This is a genomic window from Mannheimia sp., assembly GCF_056854775.1.
Genome location: NZ_JBXGGI010000025.1, coordinates 1 through 22,086, shown reverse-complemented (window position 1 = coordinate 22,086; position 22,086 = coordinate 1). Strand labels below are relative to the sequence as shown.

At 40.6% G+C, this 22,086-nt stretch carries 25 protein-coding genes; 15 read left to right on the top strand and 10 right to left on the bottom strand.

Going from position 1 to position 22,086, the window contains the following annotated elements; all coding sequences use genetic code 11:
- Positions 1-11: 11 nt before the first annotated feature.
- Complete coding sequence (locus ACJHV0_RS02340) at positions 12-1,658, bottom strand: ABC transporter substrate-binding protein (protein WP_334229574.1); 1,647 nt, start codon at positions 1,656-1,658, stop codon at positions 12-14.
- 224 nt (positions 1,659-1,882) lie between these two features.
- Between ACJHV0_RS02340 and ACJHV0_RS02335 the strand changes: the two genes are divergently transcribed.
- On the top strand, positions 1,883-2,272 hold the full coding sequence (locus tag ACJHV0_RS02335; RefSeq protein ID WP_025236838.1) for a type II toxin-antitoxin system RelE/ParE family toxin: 390 nt from the start codon (positions 1,883-1,885) through the stop codon (positions 2,270-2,272).
- A complete protein-coding gene (locus ACJHV0_RS02330; RefSeq protein WP_025236837.1) occupies positions 2,262-2,573 on the top strand; it encodes a helix-turn-helix domain-containing protein in 312 nt (103 codons plus the stop codon). Before ACJHV0_RS02335 ends, ACJHV0_RS02330 begins: the two co-directional genes overlap by 11 nt.
- A 67-nt stretch (positions 2,574-2,640) precedes the next feature.
- On the opposite strand, the gene ACJHV0_RS02325 is transcribed toward ACJHV0_RS02330, so the two are convergent.
- From ACJHV0_RS02325 to coaBC, 7 genes are all read right to left on the bottom strand, one after another.
- Complete coding sequence (locus ACJHV0_RS02325) at positions 2,641-3,402, bottom strand: biotin--[acetyl-CoA-carboxylase] ligase (protein WP_025236836.1); 762 nt, start codon at positions 3,400-3,402, stop codon at positions 2,641-2,643.
- Between the two features lie 11 nt (positions 3,403-3,413).
- Positions 3,414-4,445 carry a UDP-N-acetylmuramate dehydrogenase gene (gene murB, locus ACJHV0_RS02320; protein ID WP_483133278.1) on the bottom strand — a complete coding sequence of 344 codons (1,032 nt, stop codon included), beginning with the start codon at positions 4,443-4,445 and terminating at the stop codon, positions 3,414-3,416.
- A gap of 103 nt (positions 4,446-4,548) precedes the next feature.
- Positions 4,549-5,223 carry a cAMP-activated global transcriptional regulator CRP gene (gene crp, locus ACJHV0_RS02315; protein ID WP_025236834.1) on the bottom strand — a complete coding sequence of 225 codons (675 nt, stop codon included), beginning with the start codon at positions 5,221-5,223 and terminating at the stop codon, positions 4,549-4,551.
- A 62-nt stretch (positions 5,224-5,285) separates the two neighbouring features.
- Positions 5,286-5,504 (bottom strand): YheU family protein, encoded by a 219-nt coding sequence (locus ACJHV0_RS02310; RefSeq protein ID WP_025236833.1) that lies wholly within the window; start codon positions 5,502-5,504, stop codon positions 5,286-5,288.
- Between the two features lie 2 nt (positions 5,505-5,506).
- The gene (gene slmA / locus ACJHV0_RS02305) at positions 5,507-6,112 is read right to left on the bottom strand and encodes a nucleoid occlusion factor SlmA (RefSeq protein WP_483133277.1); all 606 of its coding nucleotides are present in this window, start codon (positions 6,110-6,112) and stop codon (positions 5,507-5,509) included.
- Positions 6,113-6,127: 15 nt separating this feature from the next.
- Positions 6,128-6,583 carry a dUTP diphosphatase gene (dut, locus tag ACJHV0_RS02300; protein WP_334256434.1) on the bottom strand — a complete coding sequence of 152 codons (456 nt, stop codon included), beginning with the start codon at positions 6,581-6,583 and terminating at the stop codon, positions 6,128-6,130.
- A gap of 56 nt (positions 6,584-6,639) precedes the next feature.
- Entirely contained in the window at positions 6,640-7,842 is a 1,203-nt protein-coding gene (gene coaBC / locus ACJHV0_RS02295; RefSeq protein ID WP_483133276.1) for a bifunctional phosphopantothenoylcysteine decarboxylase/phosphopantothenate--cysteine ligase CoaBC, read from the bottom strand.
- Between the two features lie 157 nt (positions 7,843-7,999).
- Here coaBC and radC point away from each other — a divergent pair, with 157 nt between their 5' ends.
- From radC to ddc, 5 genes are all read left to right on the top strand, one after another.
- Positions 8,000-8,698, top strand: coding sequence for a RadC family protein (gene radC / locus ACJHV0_RS02290; RefSeq protein WP_244141787.1), 699 nt, complete (start codon positions 8,000-8,002; stop codon positions 8,696-8,698).
- A gap of 261 nt (positions 8,699-8,959) precedes the next feature.
- On the top strand, positions 8,960-9,196 hold the full coding sequence (rpmB, locus tag ACJHV0_RS02285) for a 50S ribosomal protein L28 (protein WP_006251446.1): 237 nt from the start codon (positions 8,960-8,962) through the stop codon (positions 9,194-9,196).
- 11 nt (positions 9,197-9,207) lie between these two features.
- Positions 9,208-9,378: a 50S ribosomal protein L33 gene (gene rpmG, locus ACJHV0_RS02280; RefSeq protein ID WP_005613503.1), complete on the top strand. Its 171-nt coding sequence runs from the start codon at positions 9,208-9,210 to the stop codon at positions 9,376-9,378.
- Between the two features lie 310 nt (positions 9,379-9,688).
- Positions 9,689-11,053 (top strand): diaminobutyrate--2-oxoglutarate transaminase, encoded by a 1,365-nt coding sequence (locus ACJHV0_RS02275; RefSeq protein WP_483133275.1) that lies wholly within the window; start codon positions 9,689-9,691, stop codon positions 11,051-11,053.
- Between the two features lie 89 nt (positions 11,054-11,142).
- Complete coding sequence (ddc, locus tag ACJHV0_RS02270) at positions 11,143-12,678, top strand: L-2,4-diaminobutyrate decarboxylase (RefSeq protein ID WP_483133274.1); 1,536 nt, start codon at positions 11,143-11,145, stop codon at positions 12,676-12,678.
- 88 nt (positions 12,679-12,766) lie between these two features.
- Here the strand turns inward: ddc and ACJHV0_RS02265 are convergent, their stop codons facing one another.
- Entirely contained in the window at positions 12,767-13,339 is a 573-nt protein-coding gene (locus ACJHV0_RS02265) for an NAD(P)H-dependent oxidoreductase (protein ID WP_483133273.1), read from the bottom strand.
- A 175-nt stretch (positions 13,340-13,514) separates the two neighbouring features.
- On the opposite strand from ACJHV0_RS02265, the gene napF reads away from it, so the two are divergent.
- The 7 genes from napF (at position 13,515) to ACJHV0_RS02230 (ending at position 19,928) form a co-directional block, all read left to right on the top strand.
- Complete coding sequence (gene napF / locus ACJHV0_RS02260) at positions 13,515-14,048, top strand: ferredoxin-type protein NapF (protein ID WP_483133282.1); 534 nt, start codon at positions 13,515-13,517, stop codon at positions 14,046-14,048.
- Positions 14,045-14,311 carry a chaperone NapD gene (locus ACJHV0_RS02255; RefSeq protein WP_025236820.1) on the top strand — a complete coding sequence of 89 codons (267 nt, stop codon included), beginning with the start codon at positions 14,045-14,047 and terminating at the stop codon, positions 14,309-14,311. Before napF ends, ACJHV0_RS02255 begins: the two co-directional genes overlap by 4 nt.
- 34 nt (positions 14,312-14,345) lie before the next feature.
- Positions 14,346-16,844, top strand: coding sequence for a nitrate reductase catalytic subunit NapA (gene napA, locus ACJHV0_RS02250; RefSeq protein WP_483133272.1), 2,499 nt, complete (start codon positions 14,346-14,348; stop codon positions 16,842-16,844).
- 205 nt (positions 16,845-17,049) lie between these two features.
- A complete protein-coding gene (napG, locus tag ACJHV0_RS02245) occupies positions 17,050-17,955 on the top strand; it encodes a ferredoxin-type protein NapG (protein WP_283386772.1) in 906 nt (301 codons plus the stop codon).
- Positions 17,955-18,833 carry a quinol dehydrogenase ferredoxin subunit NapH gene (gene napH, locus ACJHV0_RS02240; protein ID WP_483133271.1) on the top strand — a complete coding sequence of 293 codons (879 nt, stop codon included), beginning with the start codon at positions 17,955-17,957 and terminating at the stop codon, positions 18,831-18,833. Before napG ends, napH begins: the two co-directional genes overlap by 1 nt.
- A gap of 47 nt (positions 18,834-18,880) precedes the next feature.
- Positions 18,881-19,309 carry a nitrate reductase cytochrome c-type subunit gene (locus tag ACJHV0_RS02235; protein WP_025236816.1) on the top strand — a complete coding sequence of 143 codons (429 nt, stop codon included), beginning with the start codon at positions 18,881-18,883 and terminating at the stop codon, positions 19,307-19,309.
- A 10-nt stretch (positions 19,310-19,319) separates the two neighbouring features.
- The gene (locus ACJHV0_RS02230) at positions 19,320-19,928 is read left to right on the top strand and encodes a NapC/NirT family cytochrome c (RefSeq protein ID WP_025236815.1); all 609 of its coding nucleotides are present in this window, start codon (positions 19,320-19,322) and stop codon (positions 19,926-19,928) included.
- Between the two features lie 49 nt (positions 19,929-19,977).
- Here ACJHV0_RS02230 and cpdA read toward each other — a convergent pair whose 3' ends face one another.
- Entirely contained in the window at positions 19,978-20,814 is an 837-nt protein-coding gene (cpdA, locus tag ACJHV0_RS02225) for a 3',5'-cyclic-AMP phosphodiesterase (protein ID WP_483133270.1), read from the bottom strand.
- Between the two features lie 313 nt (positions 20,815-21,127).
- Between cpdA and ACJHV0_RS02220 the strand changes: the two genes are divergently transcribed.
- Positions 21,128-21,808 carry a CPBP family intramembrane glutamic endopeptidase gene (locus ACJHV0_RS02220; protein WP_334229588.1) on the top strand — a complete coding sequence of 227 codons (681 nt, stop codon included), beginning with the start codon at positions 21,128-21,130 and terminating at the stop codon, positions 21,806-21,808.
- Positions 21,809-22,086: the final 278 nt, after the last annotated feature.

The following is a 22,086-nucleotide window of genomic DNA, read 5'->3' as shown; positions in this document are numbered from 1 at the left end:
CTCTGATTTCATTAATCTACAATCTTCACAGGATATAAGTAAGTATATCCGAATGGGCTTTGTTTGTAGCCTTCAACACGTTTGCTGGTTGGGGCAAAGTTAATTGAGTGAGCTACGTTAATCCAAGGTGCTTGCTCTCTTAAAATCACTTGAGCCTGTTCGTATAACTTAGTACGTTCTGCTTTATCAGATGAGCCTAATGCTTTTTCCAATAACGCATCTAACTCTGGATTGCTAAAGCGTGCATAGTTGCTGTTACCCACGTTTGGCGTGCCGAACAGTGGAGATAGGAAGTTATCCGGATCGCCATTATCACCAGACCAACCGTAAGTCCCCGCAGTTAATTCACCTGCTTTGGTACGTTTGATGTAATCGCCCCATTCGTAGGTTACTAAATTTGCTTTCACACCGATTTTCGCCCAGTCCGCTTGAATAATTTCTGACATACGGCGTGGGTTCGGGTTAGAAGCACGCACTACAGGCTGCACCCATAAATCGGTTTCAAAACCGTTCGGGAAGCCAGCTTCCGCTAATAATTGTTTCGCTTTTTCGATGTTGTATTCAGACTCAGGTAAGCTGTCGTTATATCCCCAGATCGTTGGCGGAAGAGGGTTTTTTGCCGCAAAACCATTGCCTTGATAAACCACATCAATAATTGCTTTTTTATCTACCGCTAAATTCAACGCTTGGCGAACTTTCACGTTATCAAACGGAGCTTTTTCGGTGTTGAACGCCACATAAGCAATGTTTAAACCCGGTTGAGATAATAAATTCACTTTCGGATCGGTTTTCATTTTCTCAATGTCGGTGGCATTCGGGAAGTCCATTAAATCACATTGACCAGCCTGTAATTTCGCATAGCGAGCGGTTGCGTCCGGCACAATCTCAAAAATCAAGCGGTCAATATCCGGCTTACCTTTCCAATACTCTTTGTTTGCCACATAACGGCTTGCTTGGTCTAACACATAGCCACTAAATACAAACGGACCTGTGCCGATTGGTGTGGTATCTACTGCTTCAGGCGTGCCGGCTTTCATCATTTTATCCGCATATTCCGCAGAATAAATCGAAGTGAAATCCATACCAAGACTTGATAAGAACGAGGCATCTCGTTTGGTTAAGGTAATACGCACCGTGCTGTCGTCCACTTTCTCTACCGATTTTAATAACGTTGGGAATTTCATCGCATTGAAGTACGGATAAGTTCCTTTAGAAACCGTGTGATATGGGTGATTTTTGTCTAGTTGGCGGTTGAATGAGAACACCACATCATCTGCGTTTAACTCACGGCTTGGGGTGAAATCTTTATTTGAATGGAATTTCACACCTTGACGTAATTTGAAGGTGTAAGTTAAACCATCTTCGCTGATTTCCCAGCTTTCAGCCAACGCAGGTTCAATATCCGTTGTGCCCGGCACAAATTCCACTAAGCGGTTATAAATTTGTTGCGAGCTGGCGTTATAAGATAAACCGTCCATCATTAAAATAGGGCTAAAGCCAGTTGGCGAACGGCTCACACAGTTTACAAAAGTTTTCTCTACAGCCGGTTTTGCTGCTACAGTCGTAGTTGCTTTGTTTTCGCTTTTATCATCACAAGCGGCTAATGCTAAAGCTGCAAATACGCCTGCACTTACTTTCGTTAAAGTTGAAAATTTCATATTTTTCTCCGTTATCTTAGAGCTAACCGACAAAGAGTACCTTTTCTTATATTGAGAGTAAAGAACAAAAGGTGTGTTGTTATAACTAATAATTCTAAAGAGAGAAGATGCCAATAACTGTTTTTGCGATCTGCATCGAAAAATAGAAATAAGTTAATTGTACTTGTTAAAGATTTTCTGCATTATTAAATTAGATTGAAATATCATTCTAAAGATGACAATATATGCAAAAAATATTTAAGACAAAAGCTTTTGAAAAATTTGCGAGAAAAGCTCAAATTAGTGATGAAATATTGCTGGAGGCTATATATCGAGCAAATCAAGGACTTATTGATGCTGATTTAGGGCATTTCATTATTAAGCAACGAATAGCCACCAACGGGCGTGGACGTTCAGGTAGCTATAGAATGATTATTTTTTATCAAATAAATAATCGCAGTTATTTTGTTGCAGGTTTTGCGAAAAATCAGCAAGAAAATTTGTCTGCTGCTGAATTTATAGCGTTGAAAGCCTTATCAAAAATATATCAACAATTAACAGATGATGAACTAAACTTATTGCTACAAAATAATAAGCTGATTGAAATCAAACAGGAAATATCAGATGACGAATAAAAGTAATATATTAGAAATGCTGCACGATAATGCAAGTGATCTACACGAGGTAGGTATTATTCCTAAAAAAACAATGAGAAGTTTTGATAAATTATGCTTAACGCCGATTAAACCTCTTGCACCTGAAGAAATTCGACAAATTAGGGAGAGAGAAGCCTTTTCTCAGAGTGTTTTTGCTCATTATTTAAATGTAAGCAAAAATCTGGTTTCAGATTGGGAAAGAGGGATCAAAAAACCGAGTGGTGCAGCATTAAAGCTACTTACGATTGTTCAAAATAAAGGGATTATAGCAATTCTTTGAATTGCAAGCGGTCATATTTCTCCTATTTTTTGCAAAAAATATGGAAAATTTAACCGCTTGTAAGAAGCTAATCTGCCCGAAGCGACATTTCTCCAATACCGAAATATTGAATGGTTTCGCCTTGTCGGAGGATTAACTCGCCTTGTTCGTTAATGCCGAGTGAGGTGCCGTGAATTTCGCTGGTTTCTGTTACTAATTTCACCGGTTTATTGTAGAAAATATCGAATTTTTGCCAGCGTTCAGCGTAGTGAGAGAAGCCGACAAGCGGGTAAATTTTGAGATTTTTTTGCAACTCAAAGGCTAAATGGCAGACTAGTTTGTTGCGGTCGAAATGATATTGTGATAAATCCGCCCACGCTTGGGTAACAATGGTTTCGTCCACTTTTGTCATACCCAAATTTAAACCAATGCCAATCACTAAATTTAAGCTATTGCGAGTGGCTTGGCTTTCCAGCAAAATACCACCCATTTTTTTACCTTTATAGTAAATATCATTTGGCCATTTGATTTGAATATCATCCACATTTTGTGCACAGAGGCTTTCAGCAATAATTAACGCTACTACAAGGCTAAGTGATGGCAGATTTGCTGCTTCTTCATTTGGATAATGCCATAAAATGGAAAAATAGAGATTTTCGCTTTCCGGCGAATACCACGTTCGCCCACGTCTACCACGCCCGGCAGTCTGTTTTTCGGCAAGGCAGATTGAGCCATTTTCTAATGTTTGATGATGAGTGAGTAAATACTCGTTGGTTGAACCAATTTCATCAAATACAATGGCTTGTCCACAGAGTAGTGCTTCTTGAATTTGGGCTTGGTTGAGCTTCATTCTTACCTCTCTTAGCGAGTGATTTGCTCGCTATCCACTTCGCCATTTTTGCCAATAAAACGTACTTCAGGCTGGATTTCCACCCCAAATTTTTCACGCACACGTTGGCGAACAGTTTTTGCCAATTCCGCAACGTCTTTTCCTGTGGCATTTTCTTTGTTGATTAAGACTAAGGCTTGCTGAGTATGCACCGCTACACCGCCAATTTGTAAGCCTTTTAAGCCTGCTTGGTCAATTAACCAACCTGCAGCTAGTTTGATTGAGCCATCGGGCTGTAGATAGCTTGGAATAGTTGGGAATTTTGCTTGTACATCTGCAAATTGCTCAGGTGAAATAATCGGGTTTTTAAAGAAACTGCCTGCGTTACCAAATTCATCCGGGTTCGGTAGTTTTGAGGAGCGAACGGCACAAACTTCATCAAAAATTTGTTGGGGCGTAACGGTTTGCGGATCAAATTGAGTAAGCGAGCCGTAAGTCAGTACAGGCTGCCACGCTTTAGCAAATTTTAAACCAACGGAAATAATCGCAAATTCATCACGATATTGGTGTTTAAATACACTTTCACGGTAGCCAAAGCCGCATTCTTCTTTTGAAAGCGTAAAGCGTTCGCCTGTGCGTAAATTTATCACTTCGACAAAATCACACACTTGCTCAAACTCTACGCCATAGGCTCCGATGTTTTGAATTGGGGCAGAGCCTACCACACCGGGAATTAACGCAAGATTTTCAATGCCTGCAATGTTACGTGCTAATGTCCACTTCACTAATTCGTGCCAATTTTCCCCACCTTGAACGTGCAAGTAGTGGAATTGTTCATCTTCACGGTGTTCAATCCCTTTTAGTTTATTAACTAAGACTACACCGTCAAAATCTTCTAAAAACAAGACGTTAGAGCCTTGCCCTAGAATTAAAATCGGCATTTGAGCATTAAAAGCTTTTTGCCATTCTGTGAGTAGTTGTTCAACGCTGGTAAATTCAATAATTTGCGTGGCGTTTGCAGGCAAGTGGAACGTGTGAAAAGAGGTTAAACTGTGTTTCATCATTATTAGGTTACGTTAAGAAGTGGGAATTACAAGCGGTAATATTTTTATCAAATTTTGCAATTGAGATTTGAGGCAGGCACAGGACCCGCCTCTACATTTAGTATTACCTTGCTCCGAATACGACAATGGTTTTGCCGTGTGCAGAAATTAAACCTTCGTCTTCCAACATTTTCATAATGCGTCCAACAGTTTCACGCGAGCAGCCGACCATTTGCCCGATTTCTTGGCGGGTAATTTTGATCTGCATACCTTGTGGGTGAGTCATTGCATCAGGCATTTTGGCTAAGTTGAGCAAGGTTTGAGCAATACGTCCTGCCACATCTAAAAAGGCAAGATTTCCCACTTGGCGTGAAGTTTGGCGTAAACGACGAGCCATTTGTGCCGATAAATACATCAAAATATCAGGGTTTAAATGCACAAGTTGTTTGAATTTTTTATAGGAAATTTCCGCAATTTCGCACGCTCCTTTGGTTCGAACATAAGCGGTGCGTTGTTGCACTTTTTCTTCAAACAGACTTAATTCGCCTACAAATTCACCCGTACCTAAATTGGTTAAAAGCATCTCTTTGGTTTCATCATCTTTAATGTAAACCGATACCGAACCATTAACAATATAAAAAAGTGATTGAGCATCTTCTCCTGCGTGGATTAGTGTATATTTCGCAGGATAACGATGGATATGACAATGTGTTAAAAACCACTCAACCGCAGGATCGTGAATCGAGGGCGGAGGTGTTACATTTTCAAGTGGTGCTGTTGAGAGCGTCATATCTTGCATAGTATTTCCTATAACTCTTTATACTAGGTTAAATTTTCGAGATTCTAGCACGAAATTAACTATTAGCCTAAGAAAGATTTTTTGTCTTTAATATCAAGGCTTTCGTGCAATTCAGACCAAACGATAACTACTTTATCTGCCTTTAGTTGGGCGAGTAAGCGTGCTCTTTTTTCTTCCAAAGAAAGCTCGATTTCACCGTAGTCTGTGCCTTCTCGTAAAATGAAAGAATCCAGCACATTATGCAATGTGGATTCTTCTAAGTCTTGCCAAGGTATAATCATAATTAATCAAATAAAGGCTTGATAAATGCCCACTGTTTTTCAAAATGTTGATGCTGGTTATAGCTGAAATTTGAGCGAACCAGACGTAAAAATTGCCCTTCGCAGAAATTTACCAAATAACCTGCCAACGCTCTTTCATCTTCAAACGATTTACGTTCACGCAGTTTGCTGAGCTGCAAGATATTGGCAAATTGCAATTCCAAATTATCAAAGAATTTGGCGACACGAGCTTTCAGAATATCATCTTCAAACATTAAGGCGTGCCCTGTTAGAATTCGGGTTACCCCTGGGTTTTTACGGGCAAATTCCAAAATAGAGTAAAGAATGGCTCGCACCGAATTGGCACTGCTGTCTTGGCGTTTATTGGCGTGAATATAGCTGGTTAGCGTTTGCTCAATTTTCTCAATCAACGCTTCAAACATTTTTGTTTTGCTTGGAAAATAGCGATACAACGCCCCTTCCGACACGCCCACCGCCGCAGCTAAACGCTCGGTAGTTACACGTTGCATTCCATCTTCAGAATTTAACAAACCGATTAACACTTCCAGTACCTGCTGGCGACGTTCCACTACCGATTTTTTCGGCATTTTAATTTTAGGTTCCATCATTGCTCACCCTGCTACTTACTGCTTGCCAGAGTGCCCGAAACCACCTTCACCACGTTCAGTTTGCTCAAAATCTTGCACGATGTTGAAATTTGCCTGAACCACAGGGACGAAAACTAGCTGAGCGATACGGTCGCCCACATTCACGGTAAAATCGTCTTGGCTTCTGTTCCAAAGTGAAACCATTAGAGGACCTTGATAGTCGCTATCAATCAAGCCGACTAAGTTGCCTAACACGATCCCGTTTTTATGCCCTAAACCTGAGCGGGGTAAGATCACCGCAGCTAAGTTTGGATCGGCAATATAAATTGAAATTCCTGTTGGGATCAAAACAGTTTCGCCTGCTTTAACCGTAAGCGGTTCATTAATTAACGCTCGTAAATCCAAGCCTGCCGAGCCTTCTGTTGCATAAGCTGGAAGTGGAAATTCCGTGCCGATACGGCTGTCTAAAATTTTTAAATCGATCTGTTTCATTGTTTGTCCTTTTGTAAATTTTTTATCTTTGTTGACCGCTTGTAAAAACACCAAATTTATTTGTTTCGATAACGTTCTACTATTTCTTGTACTAAATTTTCCGCCAGCTTATTTTTATCCGCTAGCGGTAATTTTTTCTCTCCGTTTTTCCAGAACAAATGAAGCGAGTTTTGATCCTGCCCGAACACTTGCCCACCTGAAACATCATTCGCACAAATCATATCGAGGTTTTTGCGTTGCAGTTTTGATTTGGCGTATTCCTCCACATTTTGTGTTTCTGCTGCAAAACCAACCACAAAGGGGCGATTTTCTGCAAGATTGGCGACATTAGCGATAATATCGGGGTTTTTGACTAGTTTGAGTGTGAGTTCATCACTGTCATCGGTTTTCTTGATTTTTTGGTTGGAAACTTCCGCCATTCGGTAATCCGCTACCGCCGCACAGCCGATGAAAATTGCAGATTTTTGAGCAAATTTGACCGCTTGCTGCTCCATTTCTAAAGCGGATTGCACATCAATGCGTTCAACATTATCGGGTGTTGGTAAATTCACCGGTCCACTAATCAGTGTTACGTTTGCCCCACGTTCGGCAAAGGCTTTGGCTATGGAGTAGCCCATTTTGCCGGAGCTATGATTGCTGATATAACGTACAGGGTCGATAGCCTCGCGAGTCGGACCTGCGGTAATAGTTACATTCAAACCTTGTAAATCTTGATTTTTAGCGAAGTGAGCCAGCACGGCTTGGTAGATTTCTTCGGGTTCAGACATACGCCCGGCTCCTACATCACCACAGGCTTGGAAGCCACTGTTAGGACCGATAAATTGCATCCCGCGAAAGATGAGCGTAGTGATATTCTCTTGTACCGCCAGTTGTTTATACATTTGTTGATTCATTGCAGGGGCAAGCAGTATAGGACTTGCAGTCGCAAGGCAAATGGTGGAGAGCAAATCATTTCCCATTCCCACTCGCAGCCGAGCAATAAAATCAGCACTTGCAGGGGCAATTATCACTAAATCCGCCCATTTCGCTAATTCAATATGCCCCATTGCCAGCTCGGCTTGAGGGTCGAGTAGGGAAGTAGAAACGGCATTACCTGAAATTGCCTGTAAGGTTAAAGGCGTTACAAAAGCCTCTGCGGCAGGGGTTAAGACTACTCGTACTTCCGCATTTGCCTTTTTTAAGTGGCGGATAAATTCAATGGTTTTGTAAGCGGCAATTCCGCCTGTAATGCCCACTAAAATTTTTTTATTTTGTAACATCCTAATTTCCTTTGACTTGGATTTTTTGCCTATTTTAACGGAATAAGTAATTGCTCACAACAAAACTATTTTTGCGATCTGGCTCGAAAAATTGAATAAATCCTTTTGTCTGCAAAGGTTGGCTCTTTTATGCTTAACGAAATTGATGGAGGAAAAAATGAACGATTTTTTTGATGAAGATTCTCAAAAGCCAACGATAATGCCGCGTGAGAAATTATTAACTCACGGGGCAGCAGCTTTAACAGATGCGGAATTATTAGCAATTTTCCTACGGACAGGTACAAAAGATGTCCCTGTAATGACATTGGCAGAAAGCGTATTAATGGTGTTTGGTTCATTGCGTCAATTACTCAATGCCGATATTGATGAATTTTGTAAAATTTATGGATTAGGTAAAACGAAATATATTCAGTTACAAGCCTCCAAAGAAATGACTAAACGCTATTTGGCTCAACAAATGGAATTTAGTGAGATGATTCAAGCCCCTTATATGGCAATAATGTATTTTCAAACGGAATTGGAGGAAGAAGAGCGTGAAGTGTTTATGGTATTGTTTTTGGATAATCAAAATCGTTTGATTTATAAAGAAAAGATGTTTTTTGGTACGATAAACCAAACAGCGGTTCACCCGCGAGAAATTATTAAAAGAGCTTTGAAATATAATGCAGCGGCAATTATTGTGGCACATAATCACCCTTCTGGTTCTTGTTTACCTAGCGAGTCGGATAGAAGTTTAACCAAAAAGATAAAAATGGCGTGTGAGCTGGTCGATATTCGTTTTGTGGATCATATTATTGTAGGGAAAGGAGACTATTTTTCATTTGAGGAAGAAAAGTTAGATATTCAAACCCATTAAATTTTTGCAAAATTTTGTTAGAAAATTACCGCTTGTTTTGTTCGAACTTGAACATTTTTTCTGAATATAGTAAAAAGATACGCATATAAATTCTGCTTGAATATAACAAATGAAGACTGTATAATCCGCAGTCTTTATTACATAGACTGTGGTTGGGTTAATGCCTGACGAGGCAATCAAAATCGGAGGGGTTGGTTGAGCAACGCCTTTTGTGAGATAGCCCGAACCATTTTTAAGCTTAAAATTATTGGAGAAATTCAAATGTCAAGAGTTTGCCAAGTAACCGGCAAGCGTCCAGCAGTTGGTAACAACCGCTCACACGCAATGAACGCGACTAAACGTCGTTTCTTACCAAACCTTCACACTCACCGTTTCTGGGTTGAGAGCGAAAACCGTTTCGTAACTTTACGCTTAACAGCGAAAGGTATGCGTATTATTGATAAAAAAGGCATTGATGCAGTATTAGCTGAAATCCGTGCTCGTGGCGAAAAAATCTAAGGAGCTAACAAATGGCAGCTAAAGGTGCTCGTGAGAAAATCCGTTTAGTTTCTACAGCAGAAACAGGTCATTTCTACACAACAGATAAAAACAAACGTAATATGCCTGAGAAAATGGAAATCAAAAAATTTGATCCAGTTGTGCGTAAACACGTTATCTACAAAGAAGCAAAAATCAAATAATTTTGCTTTAAGATTTAAAACCCAGCGAATGCTGGGTTTTTTACTTTTAGAGAAAAATACCTTCCCTTTTCAGAAAAAAAAGGTATTATTACGCCTCTTAAATGTAGCCCTACATTTTAAGTCTGTTTCCAACCTATCCCATCCTTTCTTTCGGGTATATAGGGTAAAAACAAAAAAGCTGAAACGCTTTTTTTAATAAGTAGCGAGTCAAATGCCCCAAGGCACCGAGTCTTTCAGGATTCGAGAGCTTAGGCTTCCTCCGCAAGGCACCCGACTTATTTTTTTCACCTCTTTTAGAAGGTTTATTTCAATGACAATTAAAACTCCTATTCAAGCCGTTCTGGCTTCAAATCAGTACTTTTTAGATCGCCAAGATGCAATGGAATCAAATGTGCGTAGTTACCCACGTAAATTGCCGTTTGCTTACCAAAAAGCACAGGGCGTTTGGGTAACCGATGTTGAAGGCAATGAATACCTCGATTTTTTAGCAGGTGCAGGAACGCTTGCATTAGGGCATAACCACCCTAAATTAATCCAAGCGATTAAAGATGTTTTAGACAGTGGTTTACCTTTACACTCTTTAGATATTACTACACCATTAAAAGATGCTTTCACGGAAGAATTACTTTCATTTTTCCCGAAAGATCAATATATCCTGCAATTCACCGGTCCAACAGGAGCTGATGCTAACGAAGCGGCAATCAAATTAGCAAAAACTTACACCGGTCGTGGCAACGTGATTGCTTTCTCTGGTGGTTTCCACGGTATGACACACGGTGCATTATCTTTAACCGGTAATTTAAGTGCGAAAAATGCAGTGCAAGGCTTAATGCCGGGCGTACAGTTTATGCCGTATCCGCACGAATACCGCTGCCCGTTTGGTATTGGCGGTGAAGCAGGTGCAAAAGCAGTTGAGCACTATTTTGAAAATTTCATCGAAGATGTTGAAAGTGGTGTGGTAAAACCGGCAGCCGTAATTCTTGAAGCTATTCAAGGTGAAGGTGGCGTAGTGCCTGCTCCAATCAGCTTCTTACAAAAAGTACGTGAAGTAACGAAAAAACACGGCATTTTAATGATTGTGGACGAAGTTCAAGCCGGTTTCTGCCGTTCAGGTAAAATGTTCGCCTTTGAACACGCAGGCATTGAGCCGGATATCGTGGTGATGTCAAAAGCGATTGGCGGTAGCTTGCCATTAGCGGTATTAGCGATCAAAAAAGAGTTTGATGCGTGGCAGCCGGCAGGGCACACGGGAACATTCCGTGGTAACCAATTAGCGATGGCGACCGGTTATGTATCGTTAAAAATTATGCGTGAAGAAAACCTTGCTCAAAATGCGAAAGAGCGAGGCGAATACTTAACCCAAGCCTTACGTGAATTAAGCCAAGAATTCCCTTGTATCGGTAATGTACGTGGCAAAGGTTTAATGATGGGGATCGATATTGTTGATGAACGCCAGCCAAAAGATGCAACAGGAGCTTATCCACGTGATTGTGATTTAGCGGTAGCGATTCAAAAATACTGTTTCAAAAACCGTCTATTACTAGAACGTGGCGGACGTGGTGGTAATGTTGTGCGTGTGCTTTGTGCGGTAAATATTACCCAAGCAGAATGTGAAGAGTTTATCAAACGCTTCAAACAATCTGTAACCGAAGCTGTTAAAGCGGTACGTGGTTAATTTTTGATAATGCAAGCGGTCATATTTTGCAAAAAATTTGCGAATTTTGACCGCTTGAATTGTATATAGCATTGAATGAGATAATAAAAATGACAGATATTTCCAAACACAGACAATCGCTATTTTGTAGCGATCCACAATCCATTGCAGATTATGAAACCGCAATGAACAATGCGGTGCAAGCGGTATCAAATTGGTTAAAAAATGAAAAAATGTACACCGGCGGTTCGATCAAGCAAATGCGAGCCTTGATTGACGGCTTCAAGCCTACTAAAGAGGGCGTGGGAGTGCAAAAATCCCTTGAGCATTTAGTGGAGATTTTCCTCAACCCAAGCCTTAAGGTTCACCACCCACACTCGCTGGCTCACTTGCATTGCCCGACAATGGTTACCAGCCAAATTGCCGAAGTGTTGATTAATGCGACCAACCAATCAATGGACTCTTGGGATCAAAGCCCGGCTGGGTCGATTATGGAAGAGCATTTAATTGACTGGTTACGCCAAAAAGTTGGCTATGGCGAAGGTACAGCTGGAGTGTTTACTTCAGGTGGTACGCAGTCGAATTTAATGGGCGTGTTACTTGCTCGTGATTGGGCGATTGCGAACCGTTGGAAAAATGAAGACGGCTCTGAATGGTCAGTGCAAGTAAACGGGATTCCTGCTGAAGCGATGAAAAACGTGAAAGTGGTTTGTTCAGAAAATGCACACTTCTCGGTACAAAAAAATATGGCGATGATGGGAATGGGCTTCCAATCGGTAGTCACTGTGCCGTCAAATGCTAATGCTCAAATGGACTTAGATGCTTTAGCCAAAACTTTAGCAGACTTGAAAGCTGATGGCAAAATCGTGGCTTGCATCGTGGCGACCGCAGGTACAACCGATGCCGGTGCGATTGATGACTTGAAAGCGATCCGCAAATTGGCGGACGAATACCAAGCGTGGTTACACGTTGATGCCGCTTGGGGCGGAGCGTTATTATTATCGAAAGATTTTCGTTATTTCCTTGATGGCATCGAATTAACCGACTCAATCACGCTCGATTTCCACAAGCATTTCTTCCAATCGATTTCCTGTGGGGCATTCTTGTTAAAAGATCAAGCGAACTATCGCTTTATTGATTACAAAGCAGATTACCTCAACTCAGAATATGATGAAGAACACGGTGTGCCTAACTTGGTGGCGAAATCACTGCAAACCACTCGCCGTTTTGATGCGTTGAAACTGTGGTTTACGGTGGAAGCATTAGGCGAAGATCTTTATGCCTCAATGATCGATCACGGAGTGTATTTATCCAAAAAGGTTGAGGCTTACATCACCGCAACCGAAGGCTTGGAAATGCTTGTGCCGGCACAATTTGCCTCGGTGCTGTTCCGTGTTGTGCCGAAAGGCTATCCGGCAGAATTTGTGGATACATTGAACCAAAACGTGGCTGATGAGCTGTTTGCTCGTGGTGAGGCGAATATTGGCGTAACCAAAGTCGGCAATAATCAATCGTTAAAAATGACGACCTTAAGCCCGATTGCCACCCTCGAGAACGTGAAAGCGTTGTTAGGTCAGGTGTTAGCAGAGGCAGATCGCATTAAAGATTCCATTGTGAACGGGACTTACGTTCCTCCGATTGATTAAACAATTTGCAAAATTTCTTTGAAATTCGACCGCTTGTAAGCCTCAAATCAGCCTGCAAGCGGTTATTTTTATCTTATTTTTTGCAAGTTTATTTCAATATTTCCCTGCAAGATTGCTCCACTTCTTGCAAGATGGCGGCATAATCGGTTTCTTTCAAGCCAACATCACCAAAATAGTGCATTTGTACTTCACTAATGCCGCAGAACTCAAATAACCCTTTCCCCAAAGTGTGTTCAAAGGCAGCCAGAAAGCCTTTTCTTTCATATTTTTCATTCGGATTACCGAGCGTTACAAACTGTTGCATTTTCTTGTCTGTAAGCAAGCCGATGCTTTCAATGTCGCCGTTACGATAGGCAAAGTCATAACTTAAAACCCGATCTAAATAGCCTTTTAAAATTGCCGGAAACCCCATCCACCAAAGCGGATAAATCAAGGTGATAACATCCGCCTCTCGCCAATATTGGTGCTCTTTTGCTACATCTTCGGCGTATTGATGCGAAATGCTTTGGCGAAATTCCTGCCAACTTAAATTAGGTTGAAAATTAAGCTGATAGAGATCTCGCACTATCACATTATTTGGTGAGGCTTCAACCGCTTTTTCTAAAATTGCGTGGTTAAAACTGTTCGGGTTTGGATGAGCGTAGATAATGAGATGTTTCATTATTTTTACCTTTTTATCTTTTGCGTAGTTGGTAGATGAGCTCAATGAAAATTTCTTTGATGGAAATCAATGTTTTGGTGAATACTTAAGCAAATACCCCATTTGAGGAATGAACGATAACCAGTGAACATTGGATAATTTAACTTATGATAATGGCATTAAAAATGGTGTTTTCTTGACCAATAATCCTAATCAATCACTTCCTCGCCGTAGCTTTTTACAAGGGCAATTTTTGGATTCACTAAAAAGTGAAAAAGTCAGCCGGCAAGGTTATGAACCAATTCGTCCACCGTGGGCTAATTTAGCAAATTTTTTAGAAAAATGCACCGCTTGTGATAACTGCATTAAGGCTTGTGAAACAAACATTATTATAAAAGGGGCGGGCGGTTATCCTGAAGTCGATTTTAGTAAAGGCGAGTGCACGTTCTGTGAAAAATGTGTGCAATCTTGCGAAGCCGATGTTTTCCGAGTTGTTTCGGAGCAGGCTTGGAGCCACAAAATTGAAATTCAAGACAGTTGCTTATTGAAACTGGGAACAGAATGCCGAAGTTGTGGCGACAGTTGTGAAATGCGAGTGATCCGCTTCCGCCCAAGTTTAGGCGGTATTGCTCAAATGGTATTAAATTTAGAAAGCTGTAACGGTTGTGGGGCTTGTTTGAGTATTTGTCCGACAAGTGCCATCCATATTCAACAAGTAAATGAAGTATGAGTGAAAAATTATCTGAAAACGAAAACTGGTATGTTTGTAGTTTAGTGGTACAAGCAAAGCCGGAAAAATTGGAAGACGTTAAAGCCGAGATTCTGAATATTCCGTATACCGAAATTCACGGGGAAAAACCGGAAGAAGGCAAATTAGTCGTAACGATCGAAAGCGATGTGCATTTAGCCCTTTCAGATCGTATCGATCAAGTAAGAGATATTAAAGGTGTGATTGTGGTCTCTTTAATCTCAAACTATATCGATGAACAATAACAAGTTATTTTTGAAGCAAACGTGGGACAGTATTATGGAACTCAATCGTAGAGATTTTATGAAAGCAAATGCAGCGGTAGCTGCAGCTGCTGCGGCAGGGATTATGATTCCTGTGAAAAACGTTCAAGCTGATGATAGCGGTATTCGTTGGGATAAAGCCCCTTGCCGTTATTGTGGTACAGGTTGTAGTGTACTTGTGGGTACAAAAGATGGCAAAGTGGTTGCGACACAAGGCGACCCGGATGCAGAAGTAAATCGCGGTTTGAACTGTATTAAAGGTTATTTCTTATCAAAAATGATGTACGGTGCAGACCGTATGCAAGAACCTATGCTTCGTATGAAAGACGGTAAATTTGATAAGAACGGCGATTTCACGCCGGTTTCTTGGGAACAAGCATTTACGGTAATGGCAGATAAAATCAAAGCTACCATTAAAAGTGATGGTCCGAATGCAGTAGGTATGTTCTCATCAGGTCAAACAACCATTTTTGAAGGTTACGCAAAAGTTAAACTTTGGAAAGGTGGTTTCCGTTCTAATACAATTGACCCGAACGCACGCCACTGTATGGCATCAGCTGCGGTTGCCTTTATGCGTACTTTCGGTATGGATGAACCGATGGGTTGCTATAACGATATTGAAAAAACCGATGCGTTTGTGCTTTGGGGTTCAAATATGGCGGAAATGCACCCGATTTTATGGAGTCGTTTATCAGATCGTCGCTTATCAAATGACAACGTGCGTGTAGTGGTGATGTCTACTTACGAGCATCGTTCATTTGAGTTAGCAGATACGCCGATTATCTTTAAACCACACTCAGACTTAGCAATTTTAAACTACATCGCTAACTATATTATCCAAAACGATAAAGTAAATTGGGATTTCGTAAATAAACACACTAAATTCAAACGTGGTGAAACCAATATCGGTTATGGTTTACGTCCTGAACATAAATTACAGCAAAATACTAACGCTAAAACAGCGGGCAAAATGTATGACAGCGATTTTGAAGAATTTAAGAAAATCGTTGCACCCTATACATTAGATGAAGCTCACCGTATTTCGGGTGTGCCGAAAGAGCAGTTACAAGCCTTAGCGAAAATGTATGCTGACCCGGATAGAAAAATTGTTTCATTCTGGACAATGGGCTTCAACCAACATACACGCGGTGTGTGGGTAAACCACATGATGTATAACGTACACTTATTAACAGGCAAGATTGCATTAGAAGGTTGCGGACCATTCTCTTTAACCGGTCAGCCATCTGCTTGTGGTACAGCCCGTGAAGTAGGAACATTTATCCATCGTTTACCAGCAGATATGGTGGTAACAAATCCTAAACACCGTGAAATTGTTGAGAAAGCGTGGAAATTGCCGGCAGGTGCAATTCCGGATGTGCCGGGCTATCACGCTACTGCACAAAGCCGTGCATTAAAAGATGGCAAAATGAAATTCTTATGGCAGATGTGTACGAACAATATGCAGGGTGGTCCGAATATCAACGAAGAGATCTTCCCGGGCTGGCGTAATCCTGAAACCTTTATTGTGGTTTCAGATCCGTACCCATCAGTTTCAGCCGTTGCGGCAGACCTAATTCTTCCAACCTGTATGTGGGTAGAAAAAGAAGGTGCTTACGGTAATGCAGAACGCCGCACCCAATTCTGGCGTCAGCAAGTGAAAGGACCGGCAAATGCACGTTCTGATACTTGGCAACTTGTAGAATTCTCTAAATATTTCAAAGTAGAAGAAGTATGGCCGGAAGAGTTACTTGCTAAAGCCCCTGAATTACGTGGCAAAACGTTATACGAAATCCTTTACACCAACGGTAAAGTAGATAGCTACCAAGTGCCAACCAATATTCCGGGCTATATGAACGATGAAGCAGATCACTTCGGTTACTACATTCAAAAAGGGCTATTTGAAGAGTATGCTCAATTTGGACGCGGACACGGACACGACTTGGCAGACTTCGAGACGTACCATAAAGTGCGTGGTTTACGTTGGCCTGTAGTGAAAGACGAAAAAACAGGAGAATACAAAGAAACCTTATGGCGTTACCGTGAAGGCTATGACCCGTATGTAAAAGCAGGCGAAGGTGTGAACTTCTATGGTCAGCCGGATGGTAAAGCAATTATTTTAGGCGTGCCTTATGAAGGTCCTGCAGAAGTACCGGACGAAGAATACGATTTATGGTTCTGTACCGGTCGTGTGCTTGAACACTGGCATACAGGCACAATGACCCGTCGTGTTCCGGAACTTCACAAAGCATTCCCAACCAATCTTGTGTGGATGCACCCGGAAGATGCGAAAAAACGTGGTTTACGTCATGGCGACAAGGTAAAAGTGATTTCTCGTCGTGGTGAGTATGTATCGAACTTAGATACGCGTGGTCGTAATAAATGTCCGGAAGGGTTAATTTACTCAACCTTCTTCGATGCAGGTCAGTTAATTAACAAAGTAACCCTTGATGCAACAGACCCAATTTCATTTGAGACCGACTTCAAAAAATGTGCGGTTAAAGTGGTTAAGGCTTAATGTGAATAGGCGAAATTTTTTCGCCCGACATTATACCCCGTAGGGGCAAATTATTATTTGTCCATCACAAGCGGTTAAATTTTCATAAAAATTTGCAAAATTTCAAGTTTAGCGTAGGGGCTAATTGCAATTAGCCCCTACAGAAATCGTCAAATTTGCAAAAAATTGTCGAAAACCAACCGCTTGAATTAAGAGGAAACCCACGATGAAACTGGATCCAAATCGCCGTCAGTTCTTAAAAAATGTTACCCGCACCGCAGCAGGTGTGTGTGGTGTTGGGGTGATTTTAGGGCTGCAACAACAGCAAAGTTTTGCTCGTCAAGGTGTAGCATTACGTCCACCGGGAGCATTGGCAGAGCAAGATTTCTTAAGTGCTTGTACCCGTTGTGGGCAGTGTGTTCAGGCGTGTCCTTACGATATGCTGCATTTAGCGTCATTAATTTCTCCTGTGGAAGCCGGCACACCATATTTCATTGCACGTGATAAACCGTGCGAAATGTGTGTCGATATTCCGTGTATGAAGGCGTGTCCGACCGGAGCTTTGAGCGAAGAGCTTAAAGATATTGATGATGCAAGAATGGGCTTAGCCGTATTGCTAGACCACGAAACTTGCTTGAACTGGCAAGGTTTGCGTTGTGATGTGTGCTATCGAGTTTGCCCTTTAATTGATAAAGCGATTACACTTGAAAAAATACATAACGACAGAACCTCCATCCACGCAAAATTAATTCCAACCGTGCATTCTGATGCTTGCACAGGTTGTGGCAAATGTGAACAGGCTTGCGTATTAGAAGAAGCGGCTATTAAAGTATTACCGATGGATTTAGCGAAAGGATTACTTGGTCGTCATTACCGTTTAGGCTGGCAAGAAAAACAAAATGCCGGTAAATCTTTGATTGAAGATGTACACCCGGACGGTTTACGCCCAGCTTACGATGCGAGAATGCCGGAAGGTTTACACGAGCCGGTTTATCAACATATGGAAGTTAAGCCGGGTGCAAGAGTTGCAACGCCAAGCCGTGCAACTCAGGATTATGTGCCAAATTCAACGACGGTTGAAGCACCTGAGCATTTCCCTGACTTAGACTTAAATCTGAAGGGGGTGAAATAATGGCAGCAAATTCACCAAGAGATGCCGGCTTAGAAGCTCGTCAGAAATTAGGTTGGTGGCACGCTTATCGGTTCTTGATTTTAAGACGATTAACTCAGCTTGGCATTATTTTAATGTTTATGAGTGGTCCACTTTGGAATTTTTGGATTTTAAAAGGTAACTACAGTGGCAGTTTATTGCTCGATACCGTACCGATGACAGATCCGCTAATGACCGCACAAGTGCTGGCAACAGGATATCAACCTGAATGGACGGTGCTGATTGGGGCATTAATTATTGTTGCATTTTATGCGATTGTCGGTAGCAAACTGTTTTGTAGCTGGGTTTGTCCGATGAATATGGTAACTGATGCAGCTGCTTGGCTAAGACGTAAATTAGGCATTCGCCAAAGTGCAAAATTACCACGCGGTTTACGCTATATCATTTTAGCCGTGATTTTAATCGGTAGTGCGATTTCCGGCACGCTATTATGGGAGTGGATTAACCCTGTAGCAGCATTAGGTCGAGTATTTGTATTTGGTTTAGGAGCAACACTTTGGTTAGTGTTAGTGGTGTTCTTATTCGACTTATTAGTGGTTGAACACGGCTGGTGCGGACACCTTTGCCCGATTGGTGCAACTTATGCGTTGATTGGGGCAAAAAGCCTAATCAAGGTCAAGGTGGTTGATCGTAATCGTTGCGATAATTGTATGGATTGTTACAACGTCTGCCCTGAGCCACAAGTGCTTCGTGTGCCGTTACACGGTAAACCGGAAGATAGCACGGTTATTTTATCGAAAGATTGCATTACCTGCGGACGTTGTATTGACGTTTGTGCCGAAAAAGTTTTTGCCTTTGGAACACGTTTTCAAGGCAGTATTGATGTAAAGAATATTTAAATTTTAGCCTTGTTTGAAAACAAGCATTTTAATGGAGTGAACCTCAAATGAGAAAATATCTTGCCCTAATTTTAGCCGCAATGACCGGCTTTGCAATGGCAGAAGCACCGAAGTTGTCTGGCTCTATTGATGATACAACTGAAAGTGTTGCCCCTGGGTTTCATAACCCACAAAAAGATGTAGGAAATATTCCAACCACTTTCCCATTCCAACCACCACTTGTTCCACATAGCATTCGTGGCTTACAAGTGAGTAAAAATGTGAACCAATGTTTGGCGTGCCACGCAGTTGAGCCTTCAAAAGTAACAGGTGCAACACCATTACCTAAGAGCCACTTTACTAACCGTGATGGTAAAGCACTCCAAACTGAATCGCCAAGTCGTTACTTCTGTTTACAATGCCACGTGCAACAAACAAACGTAAACCCGATTGTTCAAAATAAATTTGAGTCTGTACGACAAACGCAAGGTAAATAAGGAGTAAGCAATGATAAGAAGATTTTTTAACTGGTTACGTCGCCCAAGTAGAATGGCAATTGGCTTAGTAATTCTACTTTCTGCATTAGGTGGTATTTTTGCGTGGAGTGGCTTTAATGCAGGGCTTGCTTACACAAATACGGAAGAGTTTTGCTCAAGCTGCCATATGAATGATGTTGTGCCTGAATATCGTGCCTCTGCTCACTACTCAAACCGTAGTGGTGTGAAAGCGATTTGTTCAGACTGCCACGTTCCACACGAATTTTTCCCGAAATGGAAACGTAAAATTATTGCAGCTAAAGAAGTATATGCTCACTACACCGGTAAAGTGGATACCAAAGAGAAATTTGAAGCACATCGTGGTGAAATGGCAGCTCGTGAATGGGAGCGTTTGAAAGCGAACAATTCACAAGAGTGTCGTAATTGCCATAACTTTGAAGATATGGATTTCACTCAACAAAAAACAGTGGCACAGCAAATGCACGCATTGGCACAAGAGCAAAATAAAACCTGTATCGACTGCCACAAAGGGATCGCTCACAATCTTCCACATATGGAAGCGGTTCAAAAAGGCTTTATCCCTGATGACTTAATGAAAAAAACAGAAGAGAAAAAATAACTTCTGAAAAGAAAATAGCCCTCAAATCAACATTGAGGGCTATTATTTTTTAGTAACCAAGAGCATTTAGATTTGGTAAAAAATCATTGGAATTTAACCGCTTGACGGTGGTTTCTATCGCACCATTTTCGTGGAGTATAATTTCTCGCCAGCCTTGAGGCAATAAATCTAAGGTAAACTGATCACAATTCGGCTTGAATTGAATGCAAGTTGAAGGCGTTGCATAAATAGGAATACCATTCCAAATATCATCTACCTGTTGATGAATATGTCCGTGTACAATCCCTTTGATATTATTAAACGGCTGTAAAATTTTTGCTAATTCATCACTATTTTTTAGGCTGTGCTGATCAAGCCAAGCGGAATTTGTTGGCAGAATATTGTGATGCAATGCGATTAAGGTAAAACGTTCCGAGTATTCATTCAATTTTGCTTCTAACCATTTCAGCTGATGGTAACAAAGTTCACCATAAGGCATACCGGCAACTTGTGTATTTAATAGAAGAAGCTGCCATTTCTCGCCGATTAAAATTTGCTTATGTGGCAAAATATGTGAATATTCACCCAAAATTTCAGTCATATTTGGCTGAACATCGTGATTACCCTCTAACCAAACAATTGGCGTTTTCAAGGGTTCGGTCAGCTGAGCAAAATAGTGATAGCCAGCGATATTATGATCTTGAATTAAATCCCCCGTTGAAAGAACTAAATCAAAACCTTGTTGCGTTTGCTCAATTTGTTTTTGTATCTGCTCAATGACCGCTGAGAAACTTTTAACCGTTTTAACATTGAGCAGAGTTTCCTCTGTGTGAGAAAAGAGATGCGGATCGGTTATCTGCAATAACCGAACTGTGCCATTTTTCGGCAACTCAAACTGTTCGCTCATTCTTATGTGCCTATTCAAATTTTCATAAATTTTAACTTATTAAATTTTACCAGTAAGCGAAAATGAAAAATGTGGTTTATGCCACATTTTTGAAAAAAAGTAAGCTAAATTTTGAAGTTTTTCATAATTAGCGTATTGAATGTATAATATCCATACTTTTTTTAATGTTTCTATTTTTGACTAATAAAATCTTAAGGACGATAATTACCTCTTATTAGGTATACAAAGGCATTAATAGGCGTTGATGATAAGGCTGATTGCTTAACAAGCGGTCTTTTTTTATGAAAAATTTACAAAGGAGAACAAGAAAAAAATGAAAAGAGCGTACCTAAATATATTGGATCTCGTTGTTCTAACCATCATCTTTTTCGGATTAGCAATTTATACTTCTTTTTCACAATATTTATTGCTAAGTCAAGAAACAGTTACGTTAGAAGAGAATTTAACTTTTTCGAATGCACAAAATTATCAAGCATTTATAACCCAACTTGGATTATTAATAGCTGCATTTTGCTATTTAAAATGGCGGAATTTTAACTTTAGCCAATGGCATATTGAGCCATCTTTAAAATCGGTTTTACAAGGTGTTGGGTTATTTATCTTACTATCACTCGCAATGGATCTTTATTATGCTGTAATTTATGGATTTTACGTTTCTGATAATTCTGTTTCCTTTTTAAACGTATTAAGAGAGGTTCGATTTTCAACGGTATTGTATGCCATACTAAACGGCTTTTATGAAGAGATATTTTTTCTAGGTATCTGCCTTGCGGTTAAGCCTAATTATTTGAAGTGGGCGGTACTTTACTCACTTATTATTCGTGTCAGTTTTCACACATATCAAGGATTAGAAACCGCCTTAGGATTAGGAATTTGGCTTGGTTTAATTATTTATCTCCTCTACTCCCGCTCAAAAGAGAAAAATCTATTTCCGTTTTGGGTAGCCCACAGTATTGCTGATGTGTTTGGGCTAAGCGTGATAGCATATTTTTAAGTAGATTACCCCTATTTAAACTCATTGTACCAGATGTCTAAAAAACATTATTTTTTATATGGAAATGTATTTTTGGGTTTATAATATAACTTATGGTTATTCTATATAACTGAAAGTTATTTTTGTTAAATTTTTGTTTAATTAAAGGGAACAAATTATGAGTATTAAAAAATTAACCTTAGCGAGTTTGATCTTAATTGGTTTAACAGCTTGTGGTAGCAGTGGTTCAGGTAGTGGTTCAAATCATAAATCGCCTGAGCAGAAGATTACGGAACAAA

Bases quoted from the DNA above. Each gene is read 5' to 3' on its own strand.
- ACJHV0_RS02230 (WP_025236815.1), top strand. From the start codon at position 19,320: ATGATAAGAAGATTTTTTAACTGGTTACGTCGCCCAAGTAGAATGGCA.
- murB (WP_483133278.1), bottom strand. From the start codon at position 4,445: ATGATGAAACACAGTTTAACCTCTTTTCACACGTTCCACTTGCCTGCA.
- rpmB (WP_006251446.1), top strand. From the start codon at position 8,960: ATGTCAAGAGTTTGCCAAGTAACCGGCAAGCGTCCAGCAGTTGGTAAC.
- ddc (WP_483133274.1), top strand. From the start codon at position 11,143: ATGACAGATATTTCCAAACACAGACAATCGCTATTTTGTAGCGATCCA.
- slmA (WP_483133277.1), bottom strand. From the start codon at position 6,112: ATGATGGAACCTAAAATTAAAATGCCGAAAAAATCGGTAGTGGAACGT.
- napH (WP_483133271.1), top strand. From the start codon at position 17,955: ATGGCAGCAAATTCACCAAGAGATGCCGGCTTAGAAGCTCGTCAGAAA.
- cpdA (WP_483133270.1), bottom strand. From the start codon at position 20,814: ATGAGCGAACAGTTTGAGTTGCCGAAAAATGGCACAGTTCGGTTATTG.
- napG (WP_283386772.1), top strand. From the start codon at position 17,050: ATGAAACTGGATCCAAATCGCCGTCAGTTCTTAAAAAATGTTACCCGC.
- dut (WP_334256434.1), bottom strand. From the start codon at position 6,583: ATGAAACAGATCGATTTAAAAATTTTAGACAGCCGTATCGGCACGGAA.
- napA (WP_483133272.1), top strand. From the start codon at position 14,346: ATGGAACTCAATCGTAGAGATTTTATGAAAGCAAATGCAGCGGTAGCT.
- crp (WP_025236834.1), bottom strand. From the start codon at position 5,223: ATGCAAGATATGACGCTCTCAACAGCACCACTTGAAAATGTAACACCT.
- radC (WP_244141787.1), top strand. From the start codon at position 8,000: ATGAACGATTTTTTTGATGAAGATTCTCAAAAGCCAACGATAATGCCG.
- ACJHV0_RS02335 (WP_025236838.1), top strand. From the start codon at position 1,883: ATGCAAAAAATATTTAAGACAAAAGCTTTTGAAAAATTTGCGAGAAAA.
- ACJHV0_RS02275 (WP_483133275.1), top strand. From the start codon at position 9,689: ATGACAATTAAAACTCCTATTCAAGCCGTTCTGGCTTCAAATCAGTAC.
- ACJHV0_RS02220 (WP_334229588.1), top strand. From the start codon at position 21,128: ATGAAAAGAGCGTACCTAAATATATTGGATCTCGTTGTTCTAACCATC.
- coaBC (WP_483133276.1), bottom strand. From the start codon at position 7,842: ATGTTACAAAATAAAAAAATTTTAGTGGGCATTACAGGCGGAATTGCC.
- ACJHV0_RS02255 (WP_025236820.1), top strand. From the start codon at position 14,045: ATGAGTGAAAAATTATCTGAAAACGAAAACTGGTATGTTTGTAGTTTA.
- ACJHV0_RS02265 (WP_483133273.1), bottom strand. From the start codon at position 13,339: ATGAAACATCTCATTATCTACGCTCATCCAAACCCGAACAGTTTTAAC.
- ACJHV0_RS02235 (WP_025236816.1), top strand. From the start codon at position 18,881: ATGAGAAAATATCTTGCCCTAATTTTAGCCGCAATGACCGGCTTTGCA.
- ACJHV0_RS02330 (WP_025236837.1), top strand. From the start codon at position 2,262: ATGACGAATAAAAGTAATATATTAGAAATGCTGCACGATAATGCAAGT.
- ACJHV0_RS02340 (WP_334229574.1), bottom strand. From the start codon at position 1,658: ATGAAATTTTCAACTTTAACGAAAGTAAGTGCAGGCGTATTTGCAGCT.
- ACJHV0_RS02325 (WP_025236836.1), bottom strand. From the start codon at position 3,402: ATGAAGCTCAACCAAGCCCAAATTCAAGAAGCACTACTCTGTGGACAA.
- ACJHV0_RS02310 (WP_025236833.1), bottom strand. From the start codon at position 5,504: ATGATTATACCTTGGCAAGACTTAGAAGAATCCACATTGCATAATGTG.
- rpmG (WP_005613503.1), top strand. From the start codon at position 9,208: ATGGCAGCTAAAGGTGCTCGTGAGAAAATCCGTTTAGTTTCTACAGCA.